We start from the raw sequence: 16,906 nt of genomic DNA, 5'->3' as shown, positions 1-16,906 counted from the left end.
TCTATGGGCCTGCTCAAATTAGCGATGAGCAGATATGATGGTTGGGTCGGCCCTTGTCCGATGACCAAGAGACAGGACCTCCAGCTTTTCCCTTCGGCCCCCATTCATCCAACCGGGTTGTGACCATGAACGAGAGCGAGCGCTACCAATTTGACCTGAACGGTTACCTGGTCATCGAGAACCTGCTCAGCGCGGAAGAAGTGAGCCGATACCTAGCCGCAGCCGACGAGCTGGAAGATCACTTCGTGAAGACGATTGACGACGGCCCCAGGATGGTAGGATTTTCCAACATATCCTACCGGTTCGACGAACAGCATCAGTGCTTCGCGTACAAGGGTAGCGGCGGCGGCGGGTTGCAGATCGTCGTCGACGATTTTCTGAATGCGTCGCCAGCCTTCGACAGCCTCGTCGGCCATACCCGGACGATGGCCTACATCGACGAGCTATGCGTCGGGCCGAACTGGATTGGCAGCTCCGAACTCCGCTATCGCTACAAGTCCAACGAAACCCACACTCACATGGGTGGCCATATGGACGTCCGCAACCGATACGAATTCGCGGGCGTGAAGATGTACGACTCGGCCGCGCAGGTATGGCGGGTCCGAGATTTCGATCTCGCGGCCGTTCGCGTGCTCTACGCCCTGCACGATGTTCCAGAGGATTACGGTCCCCTGTGCGTCGTGCCGGGCAGCCATAAGTCGAACTACTTCTCCCCTTACCCCGACCAGAAGCCGACGGCCGAGCCCGGCATGATCCCGGTTCCGCTGAAAGCCGGCGATGCCATTCTCTTCACCGAGAATCTCCGCCACGGCGGCTTCCCCAACCATCGCGACCAGGCACGCAAGACTCTGCATCTGATGTTCTCGCCGCGCTGGGCCGGTTCTCAGAGCCCCATTCACTGGAACGAGCATGTCTACGTCTCGCAGCAGGCTTGGTCGCGCTATTCGGACGCGCAACGGGCGGTTCTGCCGGCGCCGTCGCAGGACTTCGAACAGGAGGCGAAGGTCCAGCGCCAGGAGATTGCACGCCTAAAAGCCGAAATCGCCGATCTGAAGTCCCAGCTGGCAGCCCGGCAGGCGGAAGCGCCTGCCGCCGAGCCCAGCCGCTCTCTATTCCGCAAGGTCATGGGCCGCTAGCAGACCCGATAGGAAAAAGCGAAGCACATGGCGATCACTCGGCATCTGGCGGAACTGGTTCTCGCCGAGCACAAGCATCGGAAGATCTCGGGAGAAGTGCTCCTGCTCGGCCGTCAGCTCGTCCTCATGACGCCCGACGAGGCGCAGGCCCTGGTCGAGAAACTCGGCTTGCCGGTACTTTCAACCGCCTTCATCGACTACGACAAGACACCGCATCCGTACCCCAAGAAGCTGATCTCGGACGCGTCCTTCTTTTCGTTGTTTTCGGACGCCGTCGTGAAGGCCTGCGACGTCAGCCCGTACGAAGGCGCGGAGATCATCTTCAGCCTTTCCGACGATGTGCCGGAGTCGCTGCTGAAGCGCTTCGACTTCATCTACAACGGCAGCGTGCTCGACAATGTGTTCGATCCCGCGGCCTGCATCCGCAATGCCTCGAAGATGCTCAAACCGGACGGCTCCGTCTTCAACTACGAGGGCTCGGCGCATGCCTCGCCCGCCTATCTGAAGTTCTCTCCCGACTGGTTCTTCGACTATTACGCGCTCAACAGCTTCGCCGACTGCCAGACATACATCGTCACCTACAGCGACGTGCATCGCGATCCGTGGGAAGTCTATCAGTTCGATCCTTTCACGGCGGACGGAGCTCTCACCATGCCTATGCGCCTGCCGCCGGAGGCCATGGTAGTCGCCCTTGCCCAGAATTCGCCGGAGGCGACCATCGATCGCACTCCGCTGCAGAACGTCTACCGCTCGGGGGAGCATGCGCCCTACTTGACCGCGCACGAGCGGTTCGTGACGAGCAGGCGCCGCGCAGTGATCGCCAACCTGTTCAAGGGGACGGCGCCGCCCGAGGTCCCCGCGCCGCAACGGCAGTCCCTGTGGGCAAGATTGATGAAGCAACCGCCGGAGATCGCCGCCCCGCCCCTCCCGCCCGGCCACACCCATTTGGGAACCCTGGGCTCCCCCAATTTCTTGGGCTGAAGAACGGCGGCGTTACGATATCAATGGCACCGCCGCCTCCCTTTTTTCCCTCTATGAAAAGGGCGATGCCGCGGTCGAGAGATCGCGCGCTGCAATACGCGCCCCCTCGGACATCAGGTGGCGATGTCGCTACCCAATGCCGTTCCCATTGCCGGCCTACTGATTTGCAGGTAGTTGTCCGCTCAACGATCGCCGAGGCCATAATGAAAGCTACCCACTTTGGCAAAGGCTCTTGCCGATGAGCTTGTCAGCCACGCTGAAGTCCATCTTCGGCAGACGTGCAACCAATGAAGAAGCGACCCGGAATTCGACGCCCTACAAGGACCTTCTGGCTCGCTGCGAACGCCAGCTCGAGCTAGTTGACCCGGATCCCTCGGTCGATGCGCGCATTGCCGAGAATAATCACCTGCTGCGCCATGCCCGCCGCGTTACCTCACAGGAAGGCGAGGACGGAGTTATAGCGGAAGTCTTTCGGCGCCTTGGCGTGGACAAGGGCTGGTGTGTGGAATTCGGTGCCTGGGATGGAAAGTTCCATTCCAATACCTGGACCTTGGTTCACGAGCGCGGCTGGGGCGCGGTCTTCATAGAGCCGGACGAATACGCGTTCGATCTCCTGACCAAGAATTGCGCCGGCCTGCGCGATGTCCATTGCTTCAAGGAACTAGTCGAGGTCGACGGGCCTTCGACTCTGGACGCGATCCTGAGCCGGAGTCCCATTCCGCGCGATTTCGATCTGCTCATCATCGACATCGACGGCAACGACTGGTTCATCTGGCGGTCGCTGCAGCAATACCGTCCACGCGTGGTGATGATCGAGATCAACCCCTTCTTGCCCGCCGACATCGATTTCGTTCGCTGGAACGATGGCCAGGTCAAGTCCTCCGCATCGCTCACGGCGGTCACGGAACTCGGACGCGCGAAGGGCTATGAACTCATCTGCGTGGTGGGCGGCAACGCCGTCTTCGTCCGCCGTGAAGATTTCCCACTCTTCGACATCACCGACAATCGTCCGACGTCGATGTTCCGGTCACGGCTCGATATGAAGATATTCCAGGGCTACGACGGCACCCTCTTCCTGGCCGGAAACCGCAAACTGATCTGGCGACACCAGTTGCGCCGCGACGGCAAGCTCGATCACGTCGAGATCGCCGACGCCGACATCCAAGTCCTGCCCGAAGGACTGCGCGTCTTTCGCCCGCGACTGAGCTACCGCAACGCGTTCCTCGAAGCGCACGCGAACTGCCTGAATCGCAGCCGCGTTCCGGGCAATGTCCTGCTGGAGCATCAGCGGAACGTGACGTCCGAATGCGGGGAGGACGGCATCCTTCAGCACGTCTTCCAGCGCCTTGGCATTTCCGCTGGCTATTGCGTCGAGGTGGGCGCCCATGACGGCAGGAAATCTAGCAACAGCTGGTCACTCATCAACGAGCACAAATGGCGTGGCGTGTTGATTGAAAAGGATCCCGCGGCTTTCACGGCGCTGGCCGAGCTGTATGCGGGCAACGCCGCTGTAAGGACCGTCCAGGCTGAAGTCACAACCGCTCCCGACTGCTGTCTCGATCGACTCCTTACCGAGGCTGGAGCGCCGCGCGACTTCGCCCTCCTCAGCATCGATATCGAGGGAAATGATTATCACTTGTGGCGCTCGCTCACGGCGTTCCAGCCGAAGGTGGTCGTCATCGACTTCAACCCGACGGTTTCTAACGATGTCGTGTTCGCGCAGCAGGACGATGCCGACGTGAACCACGGCGCGTCGCTTCTCGCCCTCATTCGGCTCGGCTTGGCGAAGGGCTACGAACTCGCCGCTGCGACGGCCTGGAACGCGATTTTCATTCGGCGTGACTTGCTTGCAAAGGTCGGCGTGGAGCGCAATGCTATTAGCGATATGTACTATCCCGTGTTCGAGACGCGGATCTTCCAGTCCATCGACGGCTACCTGTCAACGGTCGGCTGCGATCGCCTAATCCGGCACGACTACATTTTCGATCCCGAACGGCTGCAGCCGCTCCCTCCGAACGTGCGCGTGATGCCCTTCACCGACGGACGACTAGGACAACTGAAGAGCACCTTCTTCGCGCCATAGAAGACGCGTCGCGCGGCGGCTTGCCGCTTGCCGGGCCGCCCCAAAGCGATACAGTTCCGACATGGTTGCCGATACTGATCTCCTGAGACGCGCGCTGGATGCCGTGCGCGCCCAGATCCCGCAAGACCAGTGGGACTCTTTCGCGGAGGCCATCGTGCGGGACCGCCAAGGCTTCGATGCCGACCTGCGTGGTGATGTGCCCGCGGACAACTTTCGGCACCTGCTGCCCAGCCTCAAAGAATCTTCATGGACCAAGCTGCCGATGGCCTTTCAGGGCGTGCCCGAGATCAAGGACTATCTCTTGCGCCTGCCGGTTCACAAGGGGCCGCACATCTACGCCAACGACGGCATTCAGATGCCGCTCGAAGCGGCCCGCGCCCAGTTTCCGATCGTCGGCTATCGCTCAGACCAGCTTCTCCGGGCGCCGGGACTTCTGGACCAACTGAACGATCCGCGCCTCATCGATCTGATCGAGTCCTACATGGGCTGCGTCCCGACGCTTTACTCGGTCAACTGCTGGTGGTCGTTCCCGGCCGAGAAGCCGGAGTTGTTCTACTCTCAATACTATCATCGCGACACCGATGACTGGCGTTTCCTGACGCTCTTCATCTATCTGACGGATGTCGATGCCCAGGGGGGGCCGCACCAGATCATTCCGGGCTCCCATTCGGCTGCCGGAATGGCGGCGCTGGCACGCAAGAACTCATGGTTCAGGCCCGGCGATATCTCCAAGACATTCGTCAATGCCATGGGAGAGCAGTTCGCCGCCGAGACCGAGCGCAGATTTGGCGCACATGCTATCGAACTAACCGGGCCGGCCGGAACGATGCTGCTGGTGAATACGCTGTCCCTGCATCGCGGGCTAATGCCGACGAAGTCGCCTCGCCTGCTGCTCTGGGCGCGCTACGGCCTCGGTCGCACCTGTATCTCTGCCGATCAGGAGCACGGTCCACTTGCGAGACGGCAAGTCCAGGTCAGAATGCCGGCAACGCCGCGGAATCGGTACATTAACAGATTGATGGTTGACTTCGATATCGGGCCGCAATCATAACGATATGGCAGATCAATCGGGGACGCTTCCAGCCTTGGCGACCGTCATGGTCGCAGGCTCAGATAGCTCAAAGCCCACTCGGAGAGCTTCCTATGGGCAGCACGGCATTCGGCTCCGGCTTCGATCGCGTCGTTCGTCCAAATCGCCAGGTCGCCATCATTCGCGAAAACAGGCGGCAGCGTCGGTTCATCAGGGCACGGCCTTACCAGCTCAGCGGGTACCTCTCGATTGATCAAGATTGGCCTTGGGGTCTGCGCGGCGCCGCAACCCGTCAAAGAGAGCGCGCATAGCAGGGCTGGCAATGCAAGCGTCTGTGACCGGCGCACGCGCAATGGCAATTGTGCGGGCATTGGCTTGTTCCTTCCTGAAAGCGATTTCAGCGGCGAGTTGATCCGAAAGTTCCTGTGCACGTCGTGCATCGGCTTCCTTCTCTTCTCGGATTTTTTCCTCGGCCTTGAGGACGTCATCACTACGTGCAGCCACTTCGTCGAGCCAGCGCATGCGATACCACCCGGCCCCACCGACGCCGAATGCCGTAGAGACCAACAATAGGACCCATGGGTTTCGGAGGGCCGCCCAGAAAAAATTCACGCGCCGACCTCCTTCAGGATTGCTATATACGCTCTGCCGAGATTGCCGATATCGATCGAATCCCGAACGTTGTTGCGATCAACGTCTCCGTCGCCATTGATGATGGCGCGAGCGCCATCCCAATCTTCGCGCGTGCCGTTGAAGAAGTAGGGCAGGCCCACACCGGTAAAGTCGCCGTGTTCCATGCCTTCGAACAGGATTGCGGCCGCGATTGCGGGTTCGAGCGCTTTGTCTGGATCGATCACGAGATCCACCCCGACCGCGCCGCTCATCTTCTGGTAGTTTCTTCGCCAGGTGAGCTGCACATAGCCGCGGCCGTAATAGGGCCAATACCGCAGATTCTGGCGTCGCCAGTCTTCAGACATCCAGTAGGCCTCGCGCACTGCCTGCATCGTGTGCGCGGTCTCCCAGGTCGTTGTCGCCAAAGCGTAGGCCAGCCAACGGAGATCCCCGTGCGGATACCGCGCTTCCCAACCATCCAGGATCGAGGTCATCCCATCGGCCTGACTTTGGCGGAGAATGCCCCCGAATAGGCGCTGTCGCACCGGCAACAGGAATCCGGCGCGATTTATCATCGTGGCCTCCGGTGCAGCCATTCCCTCACGGCAAGGTAGGCGACAAGTAGCGAGATAGCGGTCAGCAGGTCGCCGTTCATCGGCTGCTCCTGTTCCACCACAGGTTCCACCAGGCACGCACGGTGCCAAGGGGGTCGGTCCGCATGCCGCCAACGACAACGATGATGGCGCCAACAACGTCCTGGCCAACAATGGCGACAAAAGCCGCAACCGCAGCCACTATCCACGGTCCGAAGTGCCAGGCTTCACCGCAAACGCCGCCGCCGATCACACCCAGCCCGACAGAGATCGCAAAGGCCCAGAGCCGTTGCTGCAGCGTCTGCTCGGAACGATAGCGGAGCCCTACCAGAGACCCGAACGTCGCTGGCACCAGCAATCCAAATAGCGGCAAAAGGTCCGGCTCTCTATTCATGGTACCTGCTTCGTATTTCTGTTCGATGATATGAAGTGATTAGGTTCAAAGGATCTGATGCAAACGACCCAACGGCACTGTTATTGATATGCCTTCGTGGGCGAGTCCCAAGGCTAAGCATCTCTTCCACGCCTATCGACCCAACCGTCGGTAACAACACTGAGTTGAACGCCTCCAGTACTAGCAACAATACGGATTTGCTGAAGTCCATTAGTACGAACGATAAAGTGCCCAGCAGCACCATTACCGCTCGATCCGTTCACAACTGTTAGACTCGCCCCCGCACCCTGAGTCGAAACAGCTTGCACATTTTCTGCCGGGGATTGGATTAGTATCGAAACATTCCCGGCACCGATGACGCTCACACGTGTCAATGCATTAACAACAACACCGTTCGGAACACTCAAAGCATAAAGCGTCGATGTAGTTCCAAGTGCCGCGGCGCTCACATCTATTGGAGGTGAGAGCCATAAGACTTCGTCTCCACTCTGACTAAACGCAACCCAGCGGCCTGAACTATCGGTGAGCATCGCCCCGATCCGCCGATAAAGCGTATAAGCTGCCGGCAGCGTCGGCGCGGAAGCGTTGGTCGAGATGGCGACATCCGTTGCGCCGGTATCCAGGCGCTGGATCAGGTAGACGTGATACCAACTGTTATTGGCGATCGTTCCGGTATCGATAGCACCATTGCCGGAGCCGGCGGCCCAGGCGGCGGTCGTTTTGGTGAAGGCTGCGGGCAGCGTCATCATGGAGATGTTGGTGTTGTCGGCGGCGCATCCGGCGGCGATGCCGAAGGTGGGTGAGCCGCCGGCTGTCGAAAGCGTCAGCCCCGCGAGATAGGAGCGAATGGCATTGTTGCGCACGAACGCCGTGCTCGCCGCGTCGGTGCCGCTGTCACCCGCCGCCCTCGTCGGCACCTTGATGCGGCCGGCGGTGAAATCGTTGGTGCCGGTGAGTGCGTTGTTGTCGGCCGTTCCCGCGCCGCCCAGCGCTGTCAGCGCGGCGAGGCGGGACGTCATGGTCAGGAAGTTCGCCGCCAGCCACGACGATACTGTCGTCGTGCCGACGTTCTGTGCCGCGATCGGCTGGCCGTTGTTGTCGAAGGCGAGATAGGCGTTGGCGCGCTGGATCTTGGGTGGCAGCGCGTTGACCGTGCCGCCATCGGTGGCAGAGACCACGAGGGCGCGCGAGGCCGTATCGGTGATCTTCTGGGCGATGAAGGTCAGCCGATCGAGTGCCGCCTCGATCACTTGCGGCCACATCGCGCCCTGGTTCGAGATCGAGGTCGGCTGCGTCGGGGCCACGTCGCGATAGATCGTGAGCGTCGTGGCCGCCGCGATCGGGCTGCCGCTGATGGGATAGGTCACGGTACCGCCGGCATCGAGGCCGAACCCCGTCGCCGCATATTGGCTCTGCGACAGAACCGTGTCCGTGCCGGTCGCGTCGGTATAGACCACGATGAGATCGGCGGCCTGCTGCACCTTGAAGGCGAAGGGAAATACCGTGGTGGCGCCGTTGCCCTGGTAGACGACGCGACTGGATGTGCTGGAGACGGTCATACGCTACTCGCTGCTCACTCGTACCGTCGGCTTATATATACCCACTGCCGCCGTTGGCCGGATTCCGGTCGTCAACGGCGGCGCCGTCAGACGTACTTGCCGAGCAGGCTGGCCCCGCTCTTGATCCCGTCCGCGAGAAGGTTGTTCCGGTACGTGGACCACACGTTGCTGGCCTGCGTGTCGTAAAGGCTCGCCTGCCCCGCCGCCGTGTTGGCGTCGAGAAGATATTTGTAGGCCCTCGCCTGCGCGTCGTTGCCGATCGTCTGCGCCGAGAACTCGCCGCTGCGCGCGGTATCGCCGACGAGATCCACGCTGGAGCCGCTGTTGATGTCGCCGCCCTGGCTGGCGAGCGCCGCCCTCTGCTGGCCGATCGCCTGAGCCGTCTTCTGCCGCTGCAGATCCTGCTGCACCTGCCCCTGCTGCAAGGCACGTTGCGCGTTCCATTGGGCGACCTGCTGGTTGTTGCGAGCGACCTGCGCCATGTAGCTGGCCTGGTTGGCCTGGATCTGGGCCTGATTGCCGGCAAGCACCTGGTCGATGCCATGCCTTGTCGCCGGCCTCTCGCGGCGGAACGGATCGCTGTAACTGTGCCGAAAGATCATGGACGTCCTCGCAACGTGACTTGGTGGAACAGAGCCTGGCGCGGACCAAACGGCCGGGCCGGGCCGATGTCGAAGCCGAGCCAAGCGAGCCAACGAATCGACTGGCTGTAATCGGCGTGAACGTAGTTGATGAGCAGATCCCACTCCCGCCGCAGGCCGGCGATGCGGGCCCTGGTGAGGCAAAGGAACGCCTTGCGGTGACGCTCGACCGGCATGCCGGTCAGCAGCCACGGCGTCGCCACCCGACCGAGCATCGACGGCAAGCCGATGCCGGCGATCGCCGCAACCTCGCCGTCGGCCAGATAGGCCTGTGCCTCGAGGGCACGATCGAGGCTGAGGCGTAGGCCCTCCCGGCTGCTGAGGCCGAGTGCCGCGATCTCGGCGACATCGCCGGGTCGAAGCACGATGGCGTCCACATGCGCCATCGTCGCCGGGACGATCTGGATGCGACCGCCGTCAGTCACCGACCGTCACCTCGGAAATGAGATCGAGGATGGTGCACGGCAGCGGGTAGCCCTGTTGCACGAACAGCCGACCCTCACGATTCCATTCGCTCGGAATGCTGATCTGCCAATCGCCGGTGAACGGCTGCATGGCCGTCCCGAGCTGCTCGGACGAGCGCTGCTTGACCTCGGCCAGCGCCCCCTGCTTCAGCCCGACCTGGATGCCGCGCGCATCCTTCACGCGCACCGTGACCTGGGCGATCTTCTTCATCTGCCCCTGCAACGTGCCGCCGCCGGCCGGCTCGAGGTTGAGCGTCTCGAGCTGGGCGGTATAGGGCAAGCCGACCGTCACCTTCGAATAGGCGCCGTCCAGCGTGACCGCGCCGCTCGTCACCACCTGATTCGGCACCACCGAACCGTCGGCGACGATGGCGACCGCTTTGCCTTCGAGATGGCCAAGGCCAGAGACCTGCGTGACGGGAGCGCCGCTATACTGCAGGCCGCAATCGACGAACCAGAAGTCGGCCGCGGTACTGAACACGCGCTCCGCCATGCGCTCGACATAGCGTTTGGTGACGCCGCCGATGGTCCGATTGACGATCAGGTAAACGGCATCGGTCGTTCCGCCCGCGCCATTGGACTCCGTGATGGCGCACACGCTCTCGACCTGGCCGTCGGTGACATGCCGATGCCAGGCGTAGACCTCGTGCTCGCGCATGTAGGTGAAACCCAGCAGCATGCCATCGGATCGCACGGCCCAGATGATGCGGAACGGTTCCTGGGCGAAGGCCCACTCCTGGATCTGGTACTGGGCCGTCGTGTCGTAGAGCAGGTGCGAGGCCAGGACCGACATGTCCTGCGAGGTGTAGACGTCCTGAAGGGCGTCGTAGCGCAGGGCCTGGACGCGGTTGCCCTTCTCCTGCACGAACAGCAGCGAATTGTCCGTCACCACCGGCGGCACGTGGCTGCAGCCGAATGCGGTCTGCGGAAGGGTCATGCATTGAGCCGGCGTCAGGCCGCTCTGCGACGGGCCGGGCCAGCACCGCCACTCGGCGCCCGACGTCATGATCAGTAACGACGCCAGGGGAACGAGATGGCGAATCTCGTCCACCTGCCGGCTCACGAGTGCGCGCGTGATCGCGTCCGAATCCTTGGTCGGCGTGGACACGGTCATGTTGTTGAAGGCGCCGACCACGGAGAACCACAGCGTCTGCGGGGCGCTGGTCGTGTTGGCGAAGGCCTGGCGCTGCAGATAATAGGTCGAGCAGGCGGGATAGTTGCCGCTCCCCGAGAACGGATTGCGCTGGCCGGGCGGCGTGTTGCTGATATCGGCGACGATGCCCGAGTCGGTGAAGCTCGCCGAGGTCGAGCGTCCGATGAAGCCGTAGGAGCCGCTGCGCAACTTGTAGACGTTGTAGGAACCGGCCACCGCGACGGGCACCCAGCCCAGGGTCGAACTGTCGTTGGCCGCGCCGACATAGGGGCTCGGCAGGCTCTCCTCGCCGCTGGTCGCATTGACCGCGGTAACGACATAGGCAACGGCAGTGCCGGGATTGTTCGACGAGAGACCGGTCGGCGCCGCGGTCGCCGGCGCGAAGGTCAGCGGCGTGAACGTCCAGTTGGCATGGCCTGTCCGCGTCAGGTTCTGGGGTGGATAGTTGGGATGCGTGAGCGTCATCGTATCGGCGCTCTGCACGAACTTGAGCGTCGGCAGATCGCTCGCCGCGTAGGGCGACGCCACGGTGTAGACAGTGCCGGTCCCGTCGAGGACGAAACCGCCATTCATCACCACCTGCATGGTGTAGTTGCCGAACAGCAGCGCGTAGCTCTGTCCGGCCGGCAGCGTCCGGAACTGGAACGGAATCAGCCTGTGGCGGATCGTCGAATCGTCCACAGCGCCGACAAATCGGGTGCCGGGCCGGTTGGAAGCACCGCCATGCGGATGCACGAAGAAGTTGACCAGGGTACGGCATCCGACATGGAACTTGGCCAGATCGACGCGACCGTGGAGGAAGGGCGAGAGCTCACCAGCGGCGAAGGAAGGCTGGATGGTTGGAAGCGCGGGCATGGTGCCCAAGATAGGCGCGACTCCCCCGACACCCTATTCTGGTCGTCAACGGAGCCGCGCCTTCGTCAGTGCCTCAAGATCAGCTGCTCGAGCGTCAACATCACCGCATAGACGATCAGCAATCCACCGCTGAACGTCGCCCCGATGTTCATCATCAAACGCATGGCACACCCTCCATGGTTGAACGCGACCATGGCACCCACCTCCATGATCTCCCACCCGGGTCCCATCTCGTGTTCGGACAACGGCTCGGCCTTGCCTGCCGCCATCTTCCCGGATGGCGGCAGACGCAGTTCGAGCGGTCGGGCGGTTGAGGCCCGTTTCCTCGACGTGGTTGGACCCACACAGGTCGGTGCAACGGCGTCAAACCCCAAGTCGCCGCGGCCCCTACACCCCAGTCACTCTTCCCAGATGCGAGGTCGGGACCCCTCCCGGCCTCGCGAGACGTTTTCTAATCAGGGAACGTGTGTGCTCTGTGTCAGAAACTGCCGACTTTCGTATCAATGGTTGCGAACTGGCCGAACTCGGCCAGGCCGTCGTCGTAGCCGCGCGCGGCAAGAGCTTCCGGCCGGTAGGTTCGATTGAGCGCCGACCCTTCATTCGCAGCCGCTGCCGCGGCCTGGTTGAGATTGATCTGCCAGAGCTGCGTCAGCGTCCTGGCGCGATCCTCCTTGCCCGAGAGCTCGTAGCAGACTCGCGCTGCCAGTCCGTAGGTAACGGCATCGGCGAAGCCGGCATCCCAGCGCAGCGGATCGGCGACCTGCGCCGTGTAGATGGCGCTCACCGCCGCGGCATTGGTCAGGATCACGCCGACGAACGCGCCGGTGCTGTCTTTGTCGGCGGCCGCTTCGAAGAACGCCTCCGGCAGCGCCAGCAACGGCACGTCGTTCAGTCTGCGCAGCCTCACGCAATCGCTGGGAAGCGCATACTTGTAAGCCCACCGGTCTGGTGGATTCTGCAGCAGCGCCAGCGTCGTTGTAACCCGCGCGAAGTTCCAATCGTGGAGTCGCAGGGTCTGATCGCGCACCATCGCCAGGTGGGTACGGCAGGCATTGGCCTCGGCGCTGCCTTCGTCGATCGAGCTGATCTTCGAACGCGTCCCGCAGTGGGAAAGCGCGGCATTGCAGATGTCCGTGACGGTCACCATCGGTCGACCGTCAGCGGAGGTGAGCGGCGCTTGTCACCAAGCGCGGGCGCCCACTCGCTCCAGAGCGAACCAAGCTGGTCATGTCATCTCCATGAGCGGCCCCCTCCCCGCACGCGGGGAGAGGGATGTGACGAGGGAACGAATCCGCCTACGCCACGTAGGCGCGCGGATAGACCGGCTGCACGTCCAGCGACGGCACCAAGCTGGCGGTGATGGCGCCGGCGGTCATCGCCGCGGTGCCGACCACATAGTTGAGGCGCAGGTAGCGCTGCGTCGGTCCGGGCAGCTCTCCCGGCAGGAACTTGTAGCCCTGTACGAGGTTGGCGACGGGGATCGCGTCCGACTGGGACAAGGTCGACCAGCTCGAGTTGTCAGGCGAGGTCTGGAACTGCACCTGCAGCGTCGCCGAACCGCCCGAGGTGAAAGGCGTGACGACCTCGCACAGCAGCATCAGCTGATCGGTGACGTCGCCACCGATATCGCGTGCAACACCGAGGTCGATCACGTTGGCGCTGACAGTCGAGCCGAGCGCCGCGACAGCCTGCGTCGCTGAGAACTGGTTCTGTTGATCGATAAGCATGAGATAAGGACTCCGAGTGAATTCGGGAGGGGGAAACCGCTGTCGCCTGTGCCGGCAAGATCCTCGCGTGGTCTGTCACGAGTTCCTTGCCGACATCCGGAGCAGCAGCGGGATCAGACCACGCGCGCCTCGTTGTTGGTGAGCTGGTCGCAGATCCGGATCGGGATGCCGCGGAACGCCGTGTAGGGCTTGGAGTCCCGGGTCTCGATGGTGAGGAAGTTGTTGGTCTTGGCCATCGCCTGCTGGTCGAGCGCGGCGCGGACCGTGCGGTTGCAGTAGATGACCGTGTTGACCTGGCCCGGCTTGGTGCCGCCCGGCGGCGGGCTGTTGCCGGCCGCGCTGATGAACGGCAGCTTGTTCACCGCCGTGATCAGGTAGTTGACCAGATTGGTGGTGGTGACCGCCCCGCCGGTTACGTTGACATTGGCGACACGCACCACGAATCGCCAATCCCGCACCGACAGACCGCAATCCCACTTAAAGTGGGTGCGATAGCCCTGGTAGACGTTGCCGTTCGGGTCGTAGAGCGCCACTTCGCCGAGATCGCGCACCTGCAGCCCGGCCTTGCTGCCCTTCGGGAACAGACCATGGCACGTGTTCTGCCCCCAGCCGATCAGCCACATCGAACTGTTGGTCGCGCCGGTACCGCCGGCGTCGACGATGTTGACGCCGTTGTTGGCGCTGGCGATCGCCGAGAAGCGCGGGCCGAGACCGGTGAAGCGCTCGGGATTGACGGCCGTGTTGCCGTAGATGACCGACTGCTGCATGCCCTGGTTCATGGCCTCGATGAAGGCCATGTCCTCGCCCATGCGGAACTCGGCGCTGTTGCCGTTGAGATCGGCCAGCGCCTTGTCGATGTCGGAATAGGCCTCGAGCATGCCGGTGCTGTCGCGCACCTGGGCGGTGGTGCTCTTGGACTTCACGACGCCGTAGTTCAGCAGACGCCACGTCGCCGCCGGCAGACCGGTGCGCACCGTGGTCTTGTGACCGGCGCCGTCGTTGCACTCCATCCACAGCATGTCGGTCAGCATCTCGTTGGTCTGGCCGAGCAGTTCGATCACCGCCGCGGGCTTGCCGCCGGGATCGAGACGGGTGGCCCATTCCGCCAGAGTGAGGGCCGAGGAAGCAAGGGTTGCCATATACGCTACTCCGATTGTTGAGGGTTACCGGCGCGGACTGGCGCCGTAGATGACTTCGGCGGGCGATCTCGGAACAGTCGGCGCGGCGCTATTGCCGGGCGCGAAGCGATCCTCCGAGACCATCTGCCCGAGACGCACGAAGGCCTTCACGACGGCGGGATGGTTGCCCGCGCCGGTCAGGTTCAGCGCCTCGCGGAGACCCGGCACGCCAAGGCGATCGATCGCGCGGGCAGCCGAGGCCAGGGAGGCCGTGAGCTTGTCGCCGCCGATATCGGGATCCGCCTTGATCTCCGAGACCCACTTGTTCTGCAGGTCGACGAAGGCCTGCACGCCCTTCTGGACGGCGGCCTGCTCGCGCGACACGGCAAGATCGATGAACTTCTGCGCCTGCTCCTGGTTCAGCGCCGACGCTCGGAAGAGCTCGGTCGCAGTCGACAGGGAGTCGGCATCGACGCTGACGCCTTCCGGCAAGTTGAACGCTTCGTAAGCGACGGGCTCCGCGGCCTGCGCCAGCAGCGACGCCTCGGGCGAGGCAACCGCGGGCGTCTCAGGCAGATGAGCCAGCCCCGTAGCGTCCGCTACTTCTCCGTCACGACTCGGCAGAATCGTCTCGTTCGTCATCCTTGTCTCCGTTGGGGGTGTTGGAAGTGCGGGCCCGCGCTTCGCTGGCCATGCGCATGTACTGCTCGGGGCACAGCCGCATGATCTCGCCGAGGTCGCGCAGGCCCATGTCGCGGCGCCCTTCGCGGAAGGCCATCAGCTCGGCGCTCGAGGCGAAGCTGCAACGGAAGACGCCGGCTTCGGCCAGACGCTCCCACATCAGCATCCGGCCGCGGGCATCGCCCATCATCCATTTGAAGGCTTCAGCGAGCTGTCGCTGGTGCTGCCGGCCGACCTTGCGTCGACGGTCGACGTGACGTGGGTTGCCGGCGTCGTAGTCTTTGGGTTCAGGTGTATTTGTGCTCACGGGCGCGAAGATAAGCCCACGCCTCTCGAACCAACGATTCCGGCCGCTACCCCCATCCCTGGTTGCACGCCTTCTCGCCCTGCATCTTGCGATGGGTGCTTCGACGATTTTCGGCGACGATATCTCCCGTCACGTCAAGCTCGCTCGCACGATTCCGACCGTTCCCAGGCGCTCCGCTTCAGGTACTATGGCGCGAGCGGGAGGGTGCATGCCGCAGGGGGAATATTGAAGAAAGCCGTTTTCTGGGTGGCCTACGGGCTGCTCCTGACAGCCATCACCGTCACTGGTCTCGAATTCGTCTCGACGTTCTTCACTCCACCCTGGCCCGCCTTCGAACTGCGGCCGATCGAGGCGTCGAGAGGCGCCATCCGACAGATCAAGACCTTGGCCGAGGCGCCCGAATCCATCCCCTTCTACAACAGCTGGGGCGTGAAGGATCGCGAGCGAACGATCGACAAGCCGCCGGGCATTCGCTTTCGATCAGTGGTCGTCGGCGACAGCTTCGTCGAGGGCGCTTTCGCCCTTCCCACGGTGACCGACGCGATCGAACAGGATTGGGCCAAGGCCGGCATCAAGGACATGGAGGCAGTCAACCTCGGCATCTCCGCCACCGGCCCGCCGCAATACTACTATCGCATCATGCGGGTCGCGCTGGACCTGCATCCCGACGCCATCATGCTGGTCTTCTATTCCGGCAACGATTTCCTCTCGCGGGCGCTGGAGCCGTGGGAGATCCCGCCCTTCATCGCCGAACGTCCGGAGCCGTCGCTGCTGGGAACGGTCGCGCCACACCTGACCTGGCTTGCCGTCAACCGGCTGTCACTGTCGGAACTCGGCCGCGGCAACGTCGCCGTTCCCAACGAATTCGACACCTTGAACGACGTCATCCTGAAGAAGCCGCGTACGGAGCGAGCGGCCCTGCTCGCCCAACATCTCAAGAAGTACTACTACCCGAACATGGACGTCGCGACGTTGCAGGAAATCATGGCGCGCGGCGGCGACAAGTTCTGGGATGCGTTCGAACGCACCGACAGCGAACGCGAATTCCTGATGGGCTGGATGATCTCCAACATGGTCCAGGTCGAAACGGGCACCTGGAAGACCGCACGCGACGCGGCCGAAGCTACTCAGATGGTAGACGCCGCGGAGATCGCCGCGACCCTGTCCTGGCTGACCGCGGCTCGAGACCTGGTCGAAGGAGCCGGGGTCAAGTTCCTGGTCGCCATCGCACCGATGGCCTCCGTCGATCCGCGCTACGAGGATTTCTGGAAGCCGTGGCCGCGCTACTATGCCTGGAATCTCCAGCGTGAGGCGGCGCGCCAACGGCTGGACGCCGCCCTGCGCGAGAAGGGCATCACTCCGATCGAGCTCGCCGACGACCTCACCGGTGTGACGGGCACCTATCGCCTGACCGACGGGCATTGGACGTCGCTCGGAACCTCGATCGTCGGCCAGCGGATGCAGAAGGAACTGATGGAAGCCCGGAGTGGCGTGCACGCCGCCCGGCGCTGACGCCGGCAACCTTGGCGCGACAGCTGTCGTTCGATGGAAGCGGGCAATACTCCTCGCTGT

At 63.0% G+C, this 16,906-nt stretch carries 19 protein-coding genes; 5 read left to right on the top strand and 14 right to left on the bottom strand.

The window, feature by feature from the left end; genetic code table 11:
• Positions 1–125 precede the first annotated feature (125 nt).
• Positions 126–1,136, top strand: coding sequence for a phytanoyl-CoA dioxygenase family protein (locus B5D62_RS29655; protein WP_085937707.1), 1,011 nt, complete (start codon positions 126–128; stop codon positions 1,134–1,136).
• Between the two features lie 27 nt (positions 1,137–1,163).
• The gene (locus tag B5D62_RS29650) at positions 1,164–2,117 is read left to right on the top strand and encodes a class I SAM-dependent methyltransferase (protein ID WP_085937706.1); all 954 of its coding nucleotides are present in this window, start codon (positions 1,164–1,166) and stop codon (positions 2,115–2,117) included.
• Positions 2,118–2,550: 433 nt separating this feature from the next.
• Here the strand turns inward: B5D62_RS29650 and B5D62_RS33600 are convergent, their stop codons facing one another.
• A complete protein-coding gene (locus tag B5D62_RS33600; protein WP_170921218.1) occupies positions 2,551–2,766 on the bottom strand; it encodes a hypothetical protein in 216 nt (71 codons plus the stop codon).
• 153 nt (positions 2,767–2,919) lie between these two features.
• Between B5D62_RS33600 and B5D62_RS29645 the strand changes: the two genes are divergently transcribed.
• The gene (locus B5D62_RS29645) at positions 2,920–4,200 is read left to right on the top strand and encodes a hypothetical protein (RefSeq protein ID WP_170921217.1); all 1,281 of its coding nucleotides are present in this window, start codon (positions 2,920–2,922) and stop codon (positions 4,198–4,200) included.
• A gap of 61 nt (positions 4,201–4,261) precedes the next feature.
• Positions 4,262–5,251, top strand: a complete 990-nt coding sequence (locus tag B5D62_RS29640) for a phytanoyl-CoA dioxygenase family protein (RefSeq protein WP_085937704.1) — start codon at positions 4,262–4,264, stop codon at positions 5,249–5,251.
• A 210-nt stretch (positions 5,252–5,461) separates the two neighbouring features.
• On the opposite strand, the gene B5D62_RS29635 is transcribed toward B5D62_RS29640, so the two are convergent.
• The 13 genes from B5D62_RS29635 to B5D62_RS29575 all read right to left on the bottom strand — a co-directional run bounded on the left by B5D62_RS29635 (position 5,462) and on the right by B5D62_RS29575 (position 15,217).
• A complete protein-coding gene (locus tag B5D62_RS29635; RefSeq protein WP_139374164.1) occupies positions 5,462–5,752 on the bottom strand; it encodes a hypothetical protein in 291 nt (96 codons plus the stop codon).
• Between the two features lie 86 nt (positions 5,753–5,838).
• Complete coding sequence (locus tag B5D62_RS29630; protein ID WP_218191379.1) at positions 5,839–6,225, bottom strand: glycoside hydrolase family 19 protein; 387 nt, start codon at positions 6,223–6,225, stop codon at positions 5,839–5,841.
• 268 nt (positions 6,226–6,493) lie between these two features.
• Positions 6,494–6,829, bottom strand: coding sequence for a hypothetical protein (locus B5D62_RS29625; protein WP_085937701.1), 336 nt, complete (start codon positions 6,827–6,829; stop codon positions 6,494–6,496).
• Positions 6,830–6,942: 113 nt separating this feature from the next.
• On the bottom strand, positions 6,943–8,388 hold the full coding sequence (locus B5D62_RS29620) for a hypothetical protein (RefSeq protein ID WP_085937700.1): 1,446 nt from the start codon (positions 8,386–8,388) through the stop codon (positions 6,943–6,945).
• An 86-nt stretch (positions 8,389–8,474) separates the two neighbouring features.
• Positions 8,475–8,990: a hypothetical protein gene (locus B5D62_RS29615; protein ID WP_085937699.1), complete on the bottom strand. Its 516-nt coding sequence runs from the start codon at positions 8,988–8,990 to the stop codon at positions 8,475–8,477.
• Entirely contained in the window at positions 8,987–9,454 is a 468-nt protein-coding gene (locus tag B5D62_RS29610; protein WP_085937698.1) for a hypothetical protein, read from the bottom strand. Before B5D62_RS29610 ends, B5D62_RS29615 begins: the two co-directional genes overlap by 4 nt.
• On the bottom strand, positions 9,447–11,501 hold the full coding sequence (locus B5D62_RS29605) for a phage tail protein (protein ID WP_085937697.1): 2,055 nt from the start codon (positions 11,499–11,501) through the stop codon (positions 9,447–9,449). The genes B5D62_RS29610 and B5D62_RS29605 overlap by 8 nt, the downstream gene beginning before the upstream one ends.
• 65 nt (positions 11,502–11,566) lie before the next feature.
• Positions 11,567–11,770, bottom strand: a complete 204-nt coding sequence (locus B5D62_RS29600) for a hypothetical protein (RefSeq protein ID WP_085937696.1) — start codon at positions 11,768–11,770, stop codon at positions 11,567–11,569.
• 209 nt (positions 11,771–11,979) lie between these two features.
• The gene (locus B5D62_RS29595) at positions 11,980–12,648 is read right to left on the bottom strand and encodes a phage connector family protein (protein ID WP_085937695.1); all 669 of its coding nucleotides are present in this window, start codon (positions 12,646–12,648) and stop codon (positions 11,980–11,982) included.
• A gap of 148 nt (positions 12,649–12,796) precedes the next feature.
• Positions 12,797–13,228: a Bbp16 family capsid cement protein gene (locus B5D62_RS29590; RefSeq protein ID WP_085937694.1), complete on the bottom strand. Its 432-nt coding sequence runs from the start codon at positions 13,226–13,228 to the stop codon at positions 12,797–12,799.
• A 113-nt stretch (positions 13,229–13,341) separates the two neighbouring features.
• Positions 13,342–14,367 (bottom strand): major capsid protein, encoded by a 1,026-nt coding sequence (locus B5D62_RS29585; RefSeq protein ID WP_085937693.1) that lies wholly within the window; start codon positions 14,365–14,367, stop codon positions 13,342–13,344.
• Between the two features lie 24 nt (positions 14,368–14,391).
• The gene (locus B5D62_RS29580) at positions 14,392–14,988 is read right to left on the bottom strand and encodes a hypothetical protein (protein ID WP_085937692.1); all 597 of its coding nucleotides are present in this window, start codon (positions 14,986–14,988) and stop codon (positions 14,392–14,394) included.
• Complete coding sequence (locus B5D62_RS29575) at positions 14,957–15,217, bottom strand: Bbp19 family protein (protein WP_139374163.1); 261 nt, start codon at positions 15,215–15,217, stop codon at positions 14,957–14,959. Before B5D62_RS29575 ends, B5D62_RS29580 begins: the two co-directional genes overlap by 32 nt.
• Positions 15,218–15,559: 342 nt before the next feature.
• On the opposite strand from B5D62_RS29575, the gene B5D62_RS29570 reads away from it, so the two are divergent.
• Positions 15,560–16,846 (top strand): SGNH/GDSL hydrolase family protein, encoded by a 1,287-nt coding sequence (locus tag B5D62_RS29570; protein ID WP_085937690.1) that lies wholly within the window; start codon positions 15,560–15,562, stop codon positions 16,844–16,846.
• The last annotated feature ends 60 nt before the right edge of the window (positions 16,847–16,906 follow it).

It is taken from the genome of Enhydrobacter aerosaccus, assembly GCF_900167455.1.
GTDB lineage: Bacteria > Pseudomonadota > Alphaproteobacteria > Reyranellales > Reyranellaceae > Reyranella > Reyranella aerosaccus.
Note: the sequence above shows the minus strand (reverse complement) of the source record. Positions and strands in the feature narration are given on the sequence as shown.